At 69.7% G+C, this 15,765-nt stretch carries 12 protein-coding genes and 2 pseudogenes; 11 read left to right on the top strand and 3 right to left on the bottom strand.

The genetic code is table 11. From position 1 onward, the window contains the following. Nucleotides 1–22: 22 nt before the first annotated feature. Complete coding sequence (locus SJY06_RS08095; RefSeq protein WP_380166411.1) at nucleotides 23–1,426, top strand: glycoside hydrolase family 68 protein; 1,404 nt, start codon at nucleotides 23–25, stop codon at nucleotides 1,424–1,426. Nucleotides 1,427–1,466: 40 nt separating this feature from the next. Here the strand turns inward: SJY06_RS08095 and SJY06_RS08090 are convergent, their stop codons facing one another. Next, nucleotides 1,467–2,477 carry a LacI family DNA-binding transcriptional regulator gene (locus SJY06_RS08090; protein WP_380166409.1) on the bottom strand — a complete coding sequence of 337 codons (1,011 nt, stop codon included), beginning with the start codon at nucleotides 2,475–2,477 and terminating at the stop codon, nucleotides 1,467–1,469. A gap of 303 nt (nucleotides 2,478–2,780) precedes the next feature. Here SJY06_RS08090 and SJY06_RS08085 point away from each other — a divergent pair, with 303 nt between their 5' ends. The 7 genes and pseudogenes from SJY06_RS08085 to SJY06_RS08055 all read left to right on the top strand — a co-directional run. Next, nucleotides 2,781–3,845 carry a substrate-binding domain-containing protein gene (locus SJY06_RS08085; protein ID WP_380166407.1) on the top strand — a complete coding sequence of 355 codons (1,065 nt, stop codon included), beginning with the start codon at nucleotides 2,781–2,783 and terminating at the stop codon, nucleotides 3,843–3,845. 104 nt (nucleotides 3,846–3,949) lie between these two features. Then, nucleotides 3,950–4,981 (top strand): ABC transporter permease, encoded by a 1,032-nt coding sequence (locus SJY06_RS08080; protein ID WP_380166405.1) that lies wholly within the window; start codon nucleotides 3,950–3,952, stop codon nucleotides 4,979–4,981. Further along, the gene (locus SJY06_RS08075) at nucleotides 4,978–5,829 is read left to right on the top strand and encodes an ATP-binding cassette domain-containing protein (RefSeq protein ID WP_380166403.1); all 852 of its coding nucleotides are present in this window, start codon (nucleotides 4,978–4,980) and stop codon (nucleotides 5,827–5,829) included. The genes SJY06_RS08080 and SJY06_RS08075 overlap by 4 nt, the downstream gene beginning before the upstream one ends. Nucleotides 5,830–6,143: 314 nt before the next feature. Continuing rightward, nucleotides 6,144–6,722, top strand: coding sequence for a hypothetical protein (locus SJY06_RS08070; protein ID WP_380166401.1), 579 nt, complete (start codon nucleotides 6,144–6,146; stop codon nucleotides 6,720–6,722). Nucleotides 6,723–6,756: 34 nt separating this feature from the next. Beyond that, nucleotides 6,757–7,707 carry a YhcG family protein gene (locus tag SJY06_RS08065; RefSeq protein ID WP_380166399.1) on the top strand — a complete coding sequence of 317 codons (951 nt, stop codon included), beginning with the start codon at nucleotides 6,757–6,759 and terminating at the stop codon, nucleotides 7,705–7,707. Between the two features lie 797 nt (nucleotides 7,708–8,504). After that, nucleotides 8,505–8,678: a hypothetical protein gene (locus SJY06_RS08060; protein WP_380166397.1), complete on the top strand. Its 174-nt coding sequence runs from the start codon at nucleotides 8,505–8,507 to the stop codon at nucleotides 8,676–8,678. A gap of 367 nt (nucleotides 8,679–9,045) precedes the next feature. Next, nucleotides 9,046–9,773 (top strand): annotated as a pseudogene (locus SJY06_RS08055) (IS256 family transposase); the annotation flags it as partial. 70 nt (nucleotides 9,774–9,843) lie between these two features. Here SJY06_RS08055 and SJY06_RS08050 read toward each other — a convergent pair. Beyond that, the gene (locus tag SJY06_RS08050) at nucleotides 9,844–10,110 is read right to left on the bottom strand and encodes a hypothetical protein (protein ID WP_380166395.1); all 267 of its coding nucleotides are present in this window, start codon (nucleotides 10,108–10,110) and stop codon (nucleotides 9,844–9,846) included. Nucleotides 10,111–10,400: 290 nt separating this feature from the next. Between SJY06_RS08050 and SJY06_RS08045 the strand changes: the two are divergent. After that, nucleotides 10,401–11,438 (top strand): annotated as a pseudogene (locus SJY06_RS08045) (IS30 family transposase); the annotation flags it as partial. Here the strand turns inward: SJY06_RS08045 and SJY06_RS08040 are convergent. Beyond that, on the bottom strand, nucleotides 11,400–12,476 hold the full coding sequence (locus SJY06_RS08040; protein WP_380166393.1) for an IS630 family transposase: 1,077 nt from the start codon (nucleotides 12,474–12,476) through the stop codon (nucleotides 11,400–11,402). The pseudogene SJY06_RS08045 and the gene SJY06_RS08040 sit on opposite strands and share 39 nt — an antisense overlap. A 236-nt stretch (nucleotides 12,477–12,712) precedes the next feature. Here SJY06_RS08040 and SJY06_RS08035 point away from each other — a divergent pair, with 236 nt between their 5' ends. Then, on the top strand, nucleotides 12,713–12,955 hold the full coding sequence (locus SJY06_RS08035) for a hypothetical protein (RefSeq protein WP_380166391.1): 243 nt from the start codon (nucleotides 12,713–12,715) through the stop codon (nucleotides 12,953–12,955). Nucleotides 12,956–14,658: 1,703 nt separating this feature from the next. Next, nucleotides 14,659–15,510: a hypothetical protein gene (locus SJY06_RS08030; RefSeq protein ID WP_380166389.1), complete on the top strand. Its 852-nt coding sequence runs from the start codon at nucleotides 14,659–14,661 to the stop codon at nucleotides 15,508–15,510. Nucleotides 15,511–15,765: the final 255 nt, after the last annotated feature.

The following is a 15,765-nucleotide window of genomic DNA, read 5'->3' as shown; positions in this document are numbered from 1 at the left end:
CCCGCGACGAGGAGACACACCCATGAGACGTCCATTCCTACGCCACGGCGTCGCCGCCGTGGTCGCGGCTGCGATGGTGCTGACCGCGGCCGCCGGCGCCGCCGCGGCCCCGCGCAGCGACCAGAGCGGCCGGGCGGCAGACCGTGAGAGCGGGGCGACCGCCGCCGCATCGGGCGAATACGACCCCACCGACGACTTCGCCGCCAACTGGACCCGTGAACAGGCGCTACGGATCGCCCCAGACGCCTCCAACACCAAGCCCAGGATCCCCGCCGACTTCCCGACCATGACCGACGAGGTCTGGGTCTGGGACACCTGGCCCCTGACCGACCTGAACATGGAGCCTGTCAAGTACAAGGGGTGGAACGTCATCTTCTCCTTGACCGCTCCACGAGACGTCTTCTTCGGTGACCGCCACTGGGTCGCGAGGATCGGATACTTCTACTCCCGCGACGGCCAGGACTGGACCTACGGCGGCGACCTGCACCCCGAGATGACGCCGATCGGTGGCAGGGAGTGGGCCGGCTCGGCCGTCATCACCCGAGGCAACAAGGTGCAGTCGTTCTACACCGCGTCCGGCGAGCCTGGTTCGTACGGGCAGAACGACGACCCGGTGCAGCGCCTGGCGCACACCTCGGGGCAGATCCAGGCCGACGAGAACGGGGTTCGGTTCCGCGGCTTCACCCAGCACGAGCTCATCGCCGAGGCGGACGGAGAGATGTACCAGACGCTCGAGCAGTCCGAGAGCGGCCCGATCATCTACGCGTTCCGCGACCCATTCGTGTTCAGGGACCCTGCCGACGGGCAGGTCTACGGCCTGTTCGAGGGCAACAACGGTGGTGTCGCCGGCTCCCACAGGTGCGACCCCGACGAGGTCGGCGACGTCCCGGATGGCCACGTCGTCCCTGAGGACGCCAAGTTCTACACCGGCAACATCGGCTTGATGCAGCTGACCAGCAAGGGCCAGGACTACACCGAGTGGGAACTGCTCCCGCCGGTCCTGTCCGCGGAGTGCGTCAACCAGCAGACCGAGCGGCCCCACCTGGTGATCCACGACGGCCAGTACTACCTGTGGACCATCAGCCACCAGTTCACCTTCGCGCCCGGTCTGACGGGCCCGGACGGGTTGTACGGCTTCGTCGGGGACTCCCTTCGCAGCGACTACCAAGCGCTCAACGGCAACGGCCTGGCGCTCGGCAACCCGGCGGAGGCCCCGCTGCAGAACTACTCCGACTACGTCATGCCGAACCTGCTGGTCGAGTCGTTCATCGACACCGTGCCGGACGGACAGGGTGGGGTCGTCTACGGCGGCACGCTCGCCCCGACACTCGAGCTCGACCTGGACGGCGACTCGTCCACGCTGGTCCGTGAACTCGGCTACGGGTACATCCCAGCGATGCGGCACGTCACCGGCCGACCGGTCTGATCCAGCGGCCCGACTGCGGTGCTGCGCCCCCCTGCCCGCCCTACCTGCGGGCCGGGGGGCGCAGCTCACCGGAACCACGACGGATCATCGCCGTCGGCACCCACGTGGTGCGAGGGCGGGCGCTCGAGCCTTCGATCCGCGCGAACAGCGTGCGGGCGGCCTCCGTACCGATCGCCTGGGCGTCCTGCGCCACGACGGTCACACCGGGGACGAGCAGGTCTGCGAGCGGGAAGTCGTCGAAGCCCACCAGGGCGATCTCGTCCTGCAGGCCGAGGCGGCGCAGCGCCCGAACCACACCGACGGTGATCCTGTTCTGCGCGCAGAACAGCGCGGTGGGCCGGTCGGAGGGGTCCCGGCCGAGCAGGTGGAGCGCCGCACCCTCGGCATGCGCCTCGCCATGCAGGTCCGCCACCACCAGCCGGTCGTCGGACTCCAGCCCGAGGTCGGCCACTACGGCGCGGTAGCCAGCGAGACGCTGCCGGGCCGTGGAGATGCTGGTCAGGTCGCCTAGGTAGCCGATGCGCGTGTGGCCATGGTGCGCGAGGTGCGTCACGGCGTCACCGGCGCCGAGCTCGTTCGTCGAGAGCACCTGGTCCACGTCCAGGTCCGGCACGTTGCGGTCCACGACGACGACGGGCACCCCGCGGGCCAGCTCGGCGGCGATCTGCTTGTTCGCACGCCCCGACGGCGCCACGATCAGCCCGTCAACCCGTCGGTCGATGAAGGCCTGCGCGACCTCAAACTCGCGGGAGCCGTCCTCATCGGCGCTACCGGCGAGCACGACCGTGCTGTGCCTCAGGGCGACCTCCTCCACCGCCCGCAGCACTGATCCGGAGAACGTGTTGGCGACGTCGTCCACGACCACGCCGATGACCGAGCTGCGCCCGTCGGCCCGTCGCAGCGCCGAGGCGCCGGCGTCCGGGCGGTAACCCAGCTCGGCGACCGCAGCCTCGACCCGGGCGGCCATCGTGGTGGACACTCCGCGCTCGCGGTTGACGACGCGGGACACAGTCTTGAGACCGACGCCCGCGAGCGCGGCGACGTCACGCATCGTGGCCCTGCCGCGCGCGCGGCGGCTCGCGGGGCCGCTGCCGCCGACCGGTGGTGTGCTCAGGGCCACGTCGGACCCGCTGTCTTCGTCGACATGCGTGCATAGTGGCTGCTGACATCGATGTCGACAAGTGGACCTCGGGCAAGCCAAACGATCTGGCCGTCTAACCGGGAGTTCGGTCACGATCGGATTGCACCGCTTGACACAGGTTGACCTAGTAGGAGTATTTTTCGGACAACGTTGTCGCATCGACGCGACGACGACCCGAGGTCCGAGGGAGGGCTTCCGATGAAGCGCCGAAGCATGAAGAGGTCTACCGCCGTGATGGCGGTCGCAGGACTGTTCCTGGTGTCAGCGTGCGGGGACGAGGCGGCAGACACCGCTGCTGGTGACGCCTCGGTCCCAGCCGCCGTGGACGACGAGGTTCTGGTGGGCCTGGTCACCAAGACCGACACCAACCCGTTCTTCGTCAAGATGAAGGAGGGTGCAGAGGCCAAGGCCGGTGAGCTCGACATGGAGCTGCAGTCCTTTGCCGGGACCCAGGACGGCGACAACGAGGGCCAAGTCGAGGCCATCGAGAACTTGATCGCCGCCGGGGCCAAGGGCATCCTGCTCACCCCCAACGACTCCGAGGCCATCGTGCCGAGCGTCCAGGCCGCCCGCGACGCCGGCATCCTCGTCATAGCGCTGGACACCCAGCTCGAGCCCGCGGACGCCGCCGACGCCACCTTCGCCACCGACAACTTCCGGGCCGGCGAGCTCATCGGGCAGTGGGCGGCGGCGCAGTTCGAGGAGTCCGGCGACGAGCCCAAGATTGCCATGCTCGACCTGAACGCGAACGGGGTGAGCGTGGACGTGCAACGCAACCAGGGCTTCCTGCAGGGCTTCGGGATCGACCTGGCCGACGAGACGCAGATCGGGGACGAGGACGACCCCCGCATCGTGGGCAATGACGTCACCGACGGTGCCGAGGAAGGCGGTCGCACCGCAATGGAGAACCTGCTGCAGCGGGACCCGGAGATCAACCTCGTCTACACGATCAACGAGCCCGCCGCCGCGGGCGCCTACGAGGCGCTCCGGGCCGCCGGGCGGGAGGGCGAGGTGACCATCGTGTCCATCGACGGGGGCTGCCCCGGCGTCGACAACGTGGCCGAGGGAATCATCGGGGCGACCTCGATGCAGTTCCCACTCGACATGGCGGCTCTGGGCGTCGAGGCCGTGGCCCAGTTCGCCGAAGACGGCACGGTTCCCGAGCCGACCGAGGGCCTGGACTTCTTCGACACCGGCGTCACCCTGGTGACGGACGAGCCCGTTGAGGGCCTGGAGTCCGAGGACTCTGCCTGGGGCTCGGAGAACTGCTGGGGCTGACCCCACCGACTCGCGCGGTGGGCGGATCGCCCCGCCTACCGCGCGATCTCACCGCACCTCAGGCTCCACCGCACCTCAAGGCCTCGACGAGGAGGACATCCCGGATGAGCACCGTCTCCGACGCACCGCCCGCACCGCCGGGCGGACCCGCTCCACCCGAGCAACAGCCGATGGGCCGACGCGTGCGGCAGGTCCTTCACGCCAACCCCGTGCTCGGGCCGGCCGCCGTGCTCCTGATCTCCATCGTGGTCTTCTCCATCGGCAGCGACCGGTTCCTGGACCCGACCAACATCTCGCTGATCATCCAGCAGGTGGCCGTCGTCGGGATGCTCGCCCTGGGCCAGAGCCTGATCATCCTGACCGCGGGCATCGACCTCTCGGTCGGCGCGATCATGGTGCTGTCCTCCATCGTCATGGCCAAGCTCTCGGCCGAGGTAGGCCTGCCCGGGCCGGTGGCACTGCTCGCCGGCTTCGCCACCGGCCTGGCCTGCGGGCTGGTGAACGGGTTCCTGGTAACGCGGCTCCGGCTGCCGCCGTTCATCGTGACGCTCGGCACGCTCAACGTGTTCTTCGCCCTGAACCTGTTCCTGTCCGGCAGCGCCACCATCCGAGGCACCGACATGTCGCCGTGGCTGCTGGTGATGGGCGAGACGTTCCCCCTCTTCGGCACCCGGATCACCCTTGGCTCAGTGATGCTTCTACTGACATGCCTGGTGCTGGCCTACGTACTGCGCCAAACCGGCTGGGGCCGCCACGTGTACGCCATCGGCGACGACCGCGAGGCAGCCAGGCTGTCCGGCATCCGAGTGAACCGGATGCTGCTGTCGGTCTATGCCGTCGCCGGGCTCGTCTACGGTCTGGCTGCCTGGGTGCTGATCGGTCGGATCGCCGCGGCGAGCCCGCAGGCCGGCATCGACGACAACCTCAACTCCATCACCGCGGTGGTGCTCGGTGGGACGAGCCTGTTCGGTGGCCGCGGCGCCATCATCGGCACCCTCGTGGGAGCCCTCATCGTCGGCGTCTTCCGCAACGGGCTGACCCTCGTCGGGGTCGAATCGCTGCGGCAGAACTTCGCGGTCGGCATCCTCGTCATCGTTGCCGTCTCCATCGACCAGTGGATCAGGAAGCCCGCATGAGCAGACCAGCGATCCCCGACTCCCAGGAGCGCGACGAGGCGGCGCACCGACACGTCGACGACCCCACCGCGAGCCGACCCGAGGTGCTGGGGGCCACCGGCCTCATCAAGCGGTACGGCCGGGTGACGGCGGTGGACGGCGCGGACTTCTCGTTGCGGGAGGGCGAGATCCTGGCCGTCATCGGGGACAACGGCGCCGGCAAGTCAACGTTGATCAAGTGCCTGTCCGGGGCCGTGACCCCCGACGGCGGTGAGATCCGCCTGCACGGTGAGCGGGTCAGTTTCGCCGACCCGTTGCAGGCGCGCGGCGCCGGTATCGAGACGGTCCATCAGTCCCTGGCGGTCTCGCCCTCGTTGGACATTGCCTCGAACCTGTTCCTGGGCCGCGAGCGACGCAAGAAGGGGGTCCTGGGCAGCGTGTTCCGCCAGCTGGACCACCGTGGCATGCGCAGGGAGGCCGCGAAGCACCTGGACGACCTGGGTGTGCTCACGGTGCAGAACATGGGCCAGGCGGTCGAGACGCTGTCCGGCGGACAACGCCAGGCCGTGGCCGTCGCCCGTGCCGCCGCTTTCGGCAGCAGCGTAGTCATCATGGACGAGCCGACGGCCGCACTGGGCGTCAAGGAGTCCAACCGCGTGCTCACACTCATCGAGGACGTTCGCGACAAGGGCATGCCCGTCGTGCTGATCAGCCACAACATGCCGCACGTGTTCCAAGTCGCCGACCGGATCCACATCCACCGGCTCGGCAGACGGGCGTGCGTGGTGACGCCCCAGAGCCACTCGATGCAGGACACCGTGGCGATCATGACCGGTGCCCTGCCACCACCAGGGCACGACGCCGCCTAATCCCGGACGCACCGTCGCCTCGGGTGTCCAGACTTGATGATCTTCGTTCGGTCGTAGGCAGGAAGCGGTGCGGGGCCGGGCAAGTCTGATCTGCCGGTCGGTCAGGCTCGTCCGGTCCTGCTCGTGGGGTCGGGGGTCAGGCTGATCGCGGCATCGCGCTGGGCCCTCACCTCCGCGGATGCAGCCACTCGTTGAGACGGGAGTCCCTGCACCTATTGCAACTCCCGGTAGTTGACAGCCGATAATGACGCTTACGTCAGGTAATCCTGACGAGACTCTATCTCCTGGCAGGTCTGCCTGTCATGCTAACGCGCGTGGGCATGGTGAGCGACGACGGGCTCCACGAGGGCTGGCTGGCGCCGGTCTTCCACGACGGCCAGCGCGGGATCGGCGTCAGCGGGGGCGGGATCCCGCGCGACCACATCGCCGTCGGTCCCGAGGTCCAGGGGCCGGACGGGACCTGGCAGTACCCGAGCCGTCCTGCTGGTGAGGTGACTGGCTGGGTCATCGTCTGCGACTGCTCACCCACCTCGCAGACCCGGACCCCCAGCGCCTGGCTGGGCCCGGTCCTTACCCGGGTGCCGTCCACGGCCCTGGAGGACCTGGCCGCACAGCGCGTCCACGCCGGGGACGAGGACGTCATGGACGTGTTCCACCGCGATGACGTTTTGGAGGTCGTGGCCGACCTGTGGCGCTGGGAGCATCTGTTCCCCGCCGGCACCCTCGCAGACGTCACCGCGGCAGCGGAGGCGGTCAGCGTCGCCCGCGCCCGCCTCGACGGCGCGGTGGTCATGGCCCGTCACGGCGGGGCCAGCTGGGCCGACATCGGCCGTGCCACCGGCATGACCCGGCAGTCCGCCCAGGAACGATGGCGCCCCCCTGCGCCGGGCTGAGCAGGCGCGGGCGCACCTCGGGCAGGATGACCTGGTGGCGGATCAGCAGCTGGACGCTCCTGCGCCAGAGGGTTACGACGAACTGCTCACGCGGCTGAAGGAGCGCGTGCGGACCTCGCAGGTCCGCGCGGCGCGGGCGGCGAACACCGAGCTGCTGGCCTTGTTCTGGTCGATCGGTCGGGACATCCTGCAGCGCCAGCAGGACGCCGGTTGGGGCGCCAAGGTGGTCCAACGCCTGGCCGAGGACCTGCGTCGGGAGTTCCCCGAGCAGCGGGGATGGTCCCGGCGCAACCTGCAGTACATGCGGGCCTTCGCCGCCGCCTGGCCTGACGGGGAGTTTGTGCACCAGGCTGGTGCACAACTGCCCTGGCGCCACGTCACCGTCCTGCTGGACCGTCTCGACGAGCCGACGCTGCGGGACTGGTACGCCGGTGCAGCGGTCGAGCACGGTTGGTCCCGCAACGTCCTGGAGCACCAGATCACCTCCCGGCTGCACGCCTGGGCCGGTGCGGCGACCTCGAACTTCCCCGCCCACCTGCCCGGCCCGGACTCCGAGCTCGCGCAGCAGCTGACCCGTGACCCGTACGTCTTCGACCACCTGGACCTGACCACCCGCGCTACCGAGCGGGACCTCGAGCAGGCCCTGATGGACCGCCTTCAGGGCACCCTGGCCGCGTTCGGGCACGGTATGGCCTTTGTCGGGCGGCAGGTCCGCTTCGACGTCGGCGACGAGGTCCTGGTCGTGGACCTGCTGCTGTTTCACGTCACCCAGCTGCGGTATGTGGTCGTCGAGCTCAAGATCGGCCGGTTCTCACCCGCCTACGTCGGTCAGCTCGGCACCTACGTCGCGGTCGTCGACGACCGCGTCCGCGACCACGACGTCCATGCGCCCACGGTGGGACTGTTGTTGTGCACCGGCCGCGATGAGCAGGTCGTCCGTTACGCCCTGGCCAGCGCCAGCGCACCCCTCGCGGTCGCCACGTAGGAGACCCTCACTGCAGAGCAGCGACGGCAGCTACCCGACCTGGACCGCCTGCAGCAGGCGCTGTCCGATGTGGTCGCGAGACAACCCGCGACGACGGCGTCCACGAGTAGCCGGAACTGCCGGGCACCCCATTTCGGCTCCACGGGGGGGCGTCCCTGCCCGTCGTTCGTCAGCTCGAGGAGCTTGGCCAAACAGAACAGCCCCGGAGCGCGCGACCGACCACCAGCGCCGGCGGCCTTGCGCCGGCGGTCGGCTGGAGCGAGTTCCGAACCGTCCTTGCCAATCGTTTGCAATGTTTGTAGTCGGTTTCCCGTGCTGATCGTCCGGCAGCAACCGACCTCCGGCTGCCTCACCCCGTTGCACCGCACGCTCTTCCGGCGGGGCACCGGAAGGTGCTGCGACTGCAGCTTCCCGTGTCGGCGTGCTGCGCGGCTGGCGCGTGTCCGGCTTCCTAAGGTGGTGGTGTGCCGACACGCAGACGCTGGGTGGTGCAGGGCACGACGGGCGGCCCCCCTGACGTGCCCGAGGAGCCGATGGCGCTGTAGGATGCTCTGGACGCGGCGCAGCACCTGGCCGACACCTCCGGCGCCGACGTCACCGTCCGCCTAGAACCGAGCGACCGTTCAGACCTCCCCACCGATAGCCCGGATCCTGCTGACAGCACGGGACCCGACGTCGTTTCGGGGGACCTGGTCGTGCGGCCGCAGGCGCCGCGCGCTGACGCGCCCCGTCCCGTCCCCCAGCCGCCGGCGCCCGCCGTCGACCGGCTCGGTGCGTGGACGGTGACGACCGCGGTCGTGCTGGACGCCGACCTCGCTGACGACGACGAAACGGCCGTCGACCAGGCCGTTTCCGCGCTGTTCTTCAACGGGCCGCCCGCTGACCTGCAGGCTGCCATCACCCGCCCGGACGGAACACACCGGCGGGTCGCGCTCATGCCTCTCGACGAAGACCGGCCAACCCCGTCCTGACACCCGAGGGAGCGGAAGAAGGGAACACGCCCTGACGTCTGGAGAGGTGCCCGCGGCCTACCGCTGGATCGAGCCTCGCTGCGCCGCGACCGATAGCTGACGCGCGTTGCGCGCCCTCGGCGCCGTCGCGCCTGGAGCCGCGGTCACCTCGGCCGCCGGCCTAGCCTGACTGACGTCTGCGCGCATCCGCTTCGCCGCGATCTCGGGGTCCACACCGGACTCGGCCAGAGCTGCGGCCGTGTTCTGTGGTCTCGTAGGCGAGTCGTAGTCCTCCACCTGGTGCGTCTCCGACGATACGGCGGCGGCATTGGTGGTCGTGGTGCTGGCGCGTGCCCGGTCGGCGTCACGTTCGGCCGCGTCGGCCTGTTCAATCGTCGTCAAGATCCGCGACGGACAGGTCGCCAACCGCCCCGTCTACGCAGCCATCGGAGTCAGCCTGGCCGGGGAGAAGGACGTGCTCGGGTTGTGGGCCGGGACCGGCGGGGAAGGCGCAAAGTTCTGGATGAGCGTGCTGACCGACCTACGCAACCGCGGCGTCAAGGACACCTTCTTCGTGGTCTGCGACGGCCTGAAGGGCCTGTCCGACGTCGTGGGCAACGTCTGGCCGTTGGCCACGGTCCAGACCTGCATCATCCACCTCATCCGCAACACCTTCCGGCTGGCGTCGCGGCGGGACTGGGACGCCCTGAAGCACGACGTGAAACCCATCTACACCGCGGTCAACGCCGCTGCCGCGCGGGCGGCGTTGGAGGAGCTGACCGAGAAGTGGGGCAGCAAGTACGGGGCGATCACCCGGCTCTGGGAGAACGCGTGGGAGGAGTTCGTGCCCTTCCTGGACTACGACGTCGAGATCCGCACCGTGCTCTGCTCGACGAACGCCATCGAGTCCCTCAACGCCCGCTACCGCCGGGCGGTCAAGGCCCGCGGGCACTTCCCCAGCGAGCAGGCCGCCCTGAAGTGCCTCTACCTGGTCACCAGGTCCCTGGACCCGACCGGGCGCGGCAGGACACGATGGACCATGCGGTGGAAGCCAGCGCGCTCAACGCCTTCGCGATCACCTTCGCCGACCGCTGGCCGGCACCCGAAACCTACTGAGAACAACCGCCGGAAACACCGTTAGCGAGACAGTCCCGCCCGCGCGGCAGAGTCAGCCGTAGGGCGCAGGTCAGTCGGGTAGGCGTCGTATCTCGGCTACGGGGATGCCCATCGCGGCGAGCCGGTCCAGCACCCCGCTCAGCTCCCCGGCGTCTTCAACGGGGCCGTACAGCACGGTCCCCCCGACCGAGCCCGGGGTGCAACGCATCCCCGGGAACGCGGCCAGCACGGCTTCGGACACCTCACCCGGGACAAGGAACTCATACCGTGCGCTTCGGGCACTGTCACTCGGGTCGACGCGCGCTTTCGGCGGAGGAACGAGCTCGTCGCTGCCCATGAGCTGACGCTAGTGGCGCGTTGCTGAAGTTGTCTTCCGGTCCGGTCGGTTGGCCTTCTTGAGGATCGGCGGGCTCAGTCGGTCGTCGCAACACCCCCTGATGTGAGGTGTTGCTGGTGTTGTCCAGGAAAGAACTGATCGACAAGCAGGCCGCGTTCTGGGTGCTGATCGTCCGGGGTTCGACGCTGCAGGCGGCCTGTGACGCTGTCGGCGTGGACAGACGAAGCGGCCGGCGCTGGCGCCAGGCAACCGGCGGGGTGGTGCCACGGAGGAAGCCCCCGGCCTCGGGCCGCTACCTGTCGTTGGAGGAGCGGCTGCGGATCGCGGACCTGCGGTTGGGCGGGTCGGGGGTCCGGTCGATCGCGGTGCTGCTGGGGCGGTCGCCGTCGACGGTGAGCCGGGAGCTGACACGCAACGGCACGTCGGCCGCACTACGGACACCAGATGCGCCCGCCGTAGTGTCCTATGCGCCGTACGCGGCTCAGAAACGGGCCGAGCTGCGGGGGCGCCGACCGAAGGCCAGCAAGTTCGACATCCCCGAGCTGGCCGAGAGGGTGCAGGCCAAACTGTGCCTGAAGTGGAGTCCCGAGCAGATCAGCGACCACCTGGCCGTGGTGATGCCCGAGCGACTGGAGCTGCAGGTGAGTCCGGAGACCATCTACCAGGCCCTCTACGTCCAGGGCCGCGGACACCTGCGCGCTGACCTGCACCAGCACCTGCGGACCGGACGCGCGATCCGACGCCCACGACGACCCAAGACCACCGGCGGCTCGGGGAAGATCCCCGACATGATCATGATCAGCGAGCGGCCCGCCGAGGTCGCCGACCGCGCCGTCCCGGGCCACTGGGAAGGCGATCTGATCCTGGGCTCGAACTGCCGGTCCGCGATCGCGACGCTGGTCGAACGGCAGACCCGGTTCACGATGCTGGTGCACCTGCCGAACGGTCACGGCGCCCTCGCAGTCCGAGACGGTCTCCTCGCGGCCATCAAGACGTTGCCCGCGCACCTGCGCAAGACCCTGACCTGGGACCAGGGCACCGAGCTGGCCCAGCACCGCCAGATCACCCTGGCCAGCGAGATGGCCATCTACTTCTGCGACCCCCAGAGCCCCTGGCAGCGCGGCTCGAACGAGAACACCAACGGCCTTCTGCGCCAGTACTTCCCCAAGGGCACCGACCTGTCCCTGCACAGCCCCGAACGGCTTCTCGAGGTCGCCACCGAGCTCAACCAGCGACCCCGCAAGACCCTCGGCGGGATGACCCCCGAGGACGCCCTTCAGCGCCTACTGTCAGACCCCTCGAACCCCGTCGTTGCGACGACCGCCTGAATTCGCCATCTCCTCCGCGGTCTTGGTCCAGACGAAGGGGTGGGAGCGGTCGTTCCAGCCGTCGACGAACGCCCTGATCTTGGCGTTCAGGTCGCGCACGGAGCGGAAGGTGCCGCGGTGAATGGCCTGGCGTTCGATGATCCCGAACCAGACTTCTACCAGGTTCAGCCACGACCCGGACGTGGGTGTGAAGTGGACGTGGATCCTGGGGTTGGCGGCGAGCCAGTCGCGGATCTCGACGCGCTTGTGGGCGGCGTAGTTGTCCATCACCAGGTGAAGCTCCTGACCCGTGCCGTCGTCGGGATAGGAGCGGGCGACCTGCTTCAGGAACGCGAGGAACTCCTGGTGGCGGTGCCGCGGCCTGCAGGCCGCGGTCACCTGACCGGTGGCGATGTCCAGGGCCGCGAACAGCGTCGTGGTGCCGTTGCGCTTGTAGTCGTGGGTGCGCCGCTCGGGCAGTCCCGGCTGCATCGGCAGCATCGGCGCCGTCCGGTCCAGAGCTTGGATCTGGCTCTTCTCATCCACGCAGAGCACGACCGCGTTCTCCGGCGGCGCGAGATACAACCCGACCACGTCGGTCACCTTGGCGACCAGCTCGGGGTCGGTGGAGAACTTGAACGTCTCCGCGCGCCACGGCTGGACACCGTAGGCCTTCCACGCCCGGGCCACGGTCGCGTGGGCGACGCCGAGTCGTGGCGCGAGCAGCCGAGACGACCAGTGCGTCACCCCGAGCTTCTTCGGCGGCGGCCGCAACGTGGCCTCCACGATCTTCCGGTCGTCGACGGTCTTCGGTCGACCAGACCGTTCAACGTCCGACAACCCGGCCAGCCCGCTACGGGTGTACCGCTGCCGCCACTGCCCAACCGTGGGCAGGGACACACCCACCTGGGCGGCGACGCCCACGTTGGAGTGTCCGTCCGCGGCCAGCAGCACGATCCGCGCCCGCTGCGCCAAGCCGGCCCTGATCGTGGAGGACCGCAGCCACCGGCTGAGCTCCTCCCGGTCGCCGTCCCGCAATCCCAAAGGCTTCGCACGCATCACTCATGGTCTCACCACACCGGCAAGGAACTTACGTGACGCGCCACTAGTCCCCCGGCGTCGGTCGACCGCGTCCGCGCGCGGGCCACAGGTCTGTGCCGTCACCCCCGCCATGGTGGGGCCCTACCCGACCCCCCCGACGGCCGGGCCAACGTTGACCGGCTATCCAGAGTGCGTGCGTCCAACCGATCGCTGGCTCTCGGCGCACGGTCGGGGCACGGGACAGGATGTGGCCCATGCCCGACTCGTCATCTCCCGGCAAGGTCTCCCTCGACGCGTTCGTCCAGGCCCGCCTGTCCGAGCCCAGCAACGGCGGGATCGACCCCCGCGTGCTCGCCGCCTGCCACCGCATCCTTCACGCCCGGCGCTCCTCGGCCACCCTCAGCAGCACCCACCGCAGGACCTCCGAGGTCGCCCTCAAGCAGGTAGCCAGCATCTGGGCCGGCCACCGTGACTACGACACCAGCTGGCGACCCTGACCCCCTAACCCCCTGACCCCCTCGCCCCCCGGCACGGCGACGAGCACGGGTGACCCGCCGCGGTGCCTGCCGTGCCCGCGAACCCGAACACCCAGGAGTCCGACCCAGGCGGGGGGTTCCGCGGGTGAAGCCGGCACGAGACGATGGTCCGATGGGTGAGCCGGGATCGGGCTGGCACGTCTACAGCCCTCAGGACGTGGACCTGCCCGACAACGTGCGCCGCCTGCACGAAGAGACCCCCGCCCTGCTCAGCCGCGGGGAAGTCCACGTCCTGGTGCTGGGCAGCAGACCCGGCCAGAGCGAGGTCCGGATCCGCAGCGATGAGCCCGAGACCGGCGCACGACTCAGCGAGACCGCGTTGATCAACGCGGCCATCAGAGAGCTGCGACTGGCCCGACAAGCTTTCCGCCCAGACCCGCGGGCATGCCCCCCCGATAGGCCGGTCCGTTGGTCCGGTCTGTTGGACCGCATCACCCCCGGGGGCGAGCTCATGACGTTCTCGACGCCTGGGGCCACTTCACGCCACCCCGGGGGCGAGCTCATGACGTTCTCGACGCCTGGGGCCACTTCACGCCACCCCGGGGGCCAGATCGGGTTGCCAGACTCACCGCCCCCGCCGTCCAGTAGCCGCCTCGTCTCACCCCCAGGGCACATCCAAGGACTGGGTGAAGAGGATTGAACCTGCGGTGCGGGCGCAAAGCGTCCACCCAGGCCCACTACCCCCCGGTGAGGCCAGGCGGGTAGGCGCGGCCCGCAGCGCGCCAGGACCACTCAGTGCGATCCAGCACGACCCGGGAATGGCCGCGGCAGTTCACGGTGGCGGGGGTGGTCGGGGTGGCCCTCGACGGCGCGGGCGGGCCACGATGACGCACGTGACCGACGAGCCGACAGCCACGGTGTGGGAGCAGGACTGCCCCACCTGTGCCGGTTCCGGTCAGGTCGCACCCGCCCCACGCCAGCAGTGGCTCCAGGCCCGCGACCAGCTGCTCCGCCGCCACGAGCAGGCCGCCGGGGCCATCGAGGCCACCCTCCTCCACGACCAGCTATGCCACCACGCCACCCAAGAACCCCCCGGGCCCCACGCGCAGCCCTGCCAGACGTGTCGAGGGACAGGACTCATACCCACCGCCGTCGGAAACGACCTGCTCCGCTTCCTACGCCGCCACGGGCCCCGTGACTGACCACGAGCCCCGGTCAGCAGACCCCGCTTCACCCGGACAGGGGGAAAAGAGTCCCCCGCCCCTCCCCTCCCCCGGATGACGGGCAGACCGGGGCGACCCGGTGTCGACGGCCGCCTGGGCGAGGCCGCGTTGGAAAACTGATGGTCCGAATGACGACGACCTGCCAACTCATCGCTCATGCCCTGTCCTTGCCCGCTGAGGATCCTTGCCGGACGACGTGCACAACGGCCGTGATCGCTGAGTCGCGTCGAGTTGAACCGCACGGGGCCGAGCAGTCAGTGAGGGTCCTCAGGTGGGATCGGTAACCCGCCCTCCCGCCCCAGCCGTCGGGCCTGAACAACCGGCCTGCAGGTGCGCGCAACCGGGCGCCGGTCGCGAGTCTCACCACCCGGGACGGTGTGATTCGTCGTTTCCTGGTCCTTCTGGTGTCGCTGCTGGTAAACATCGCTGGTGGCCCGCCGTCGGTGGGTTCGGGGGGCACCGGGTTCGGTTCCTTCCTAGCGCCGGATTCAAGGACGGACCATGGCTTCTCGCCGCTCGCTCACTCCCTTCGTCGCCGCCGTCGCGGCCACCGCTCTCAGTGTGACCGGGGTGTTCCTCCTCGGGGCCGCGCCGGTCAGCGCCGCGCCGACCCTGTCCGCGCAGTGCGAGTCGCTGCTGGACACCCTGGAGGACGAGTTCGGGGACGTCGACATCGACCCCGACTTCGACGAGGACGCCCTCGACGCCCTGTTCCTGGCCTACGAGGAGGCCTCGGTGGCGCTCCTGGACGAGCTGGACGAACTGGACGCGCAGGAGCAGGACGCGATCAGCGAGGCCGAGGACGCGGCCGAGGCCCTGCTGTTCGTCCAGGGGGTCCGTGACCTCGCGCAGGTCGCGGTCACCGAGGCCACCACGGCCGTCGCCGACGCCGAGGCCGCGCTGACCACGGCGGAGGACGGTGGGGACCCCGACGAGATCGCGGCCGCCCAGGCGGACCTGGCCGAGGCCGAGTCCGCGCTGGTCGAGGTCGAGGCCGCGCTGGTCATCTCGGTCGAGGCCGTCACCCTGGGCGAGACCGCCGTGTCCGACGCCGACGCGGCCCTGGTCGCGGGGCAGGAGCAGATCGTTGCCGTGGAGGCCGAGATCGATGCCCTCGACGCGGCGTTCGAGGCCGACGTCGACGCCATCCTCGGTGACCTCGACGAGATCGACATCGAGCGGCTTCTCGATCTGCTGACCCAGATCGCGCTCGAGTGCAACGAGGACGGCACCGGCACAGGTGGTGGCTCCGGCAACGGCGGTGGCTCCAGCAACGGGTCGGGCAGCGGGTCCGGGACCGGAACTGCGCCGGCAGCCAAGCCCGTCTCAGCCCGCGCGTCCTTCACCGGCTGAGCAACCACCCGGCAACAGACCCACCAGCAAGTAGCAGCAAGTAGCAGCAAGTAGCAGCGTTTTCGAGGGCGGGGCAGCGTGAGCTGCCCCGCCCTTGAGCGCTGGACCGGAGCCGCGCCCACGGGACTGAGCTGCCCGAACCGCCTTCCGTCCCTCTTGGGGTAGCCACGATTGCCTGGCGCCAGGTCATCGCTTCCACGCCAGCGGTGACGCCCGAGAGCCCGGGGGTGACGGAGCTTGGATCGGCGCGACGGC

It is taken from the genome of Jannaschia sp. R86511, from assembly GCF_042466345.1.
In the GTDB taxonomy this organism is placed as follows: Bacteria; Actinomycetota; Actinomycetes; order Actinomycetales; family JBBAYJ01; genus Aquipuribacter.
Note: the sequence above shows the minus strand (reverse complement) of the source record. Positions and strands in the feature narration are given on the sequence as shown.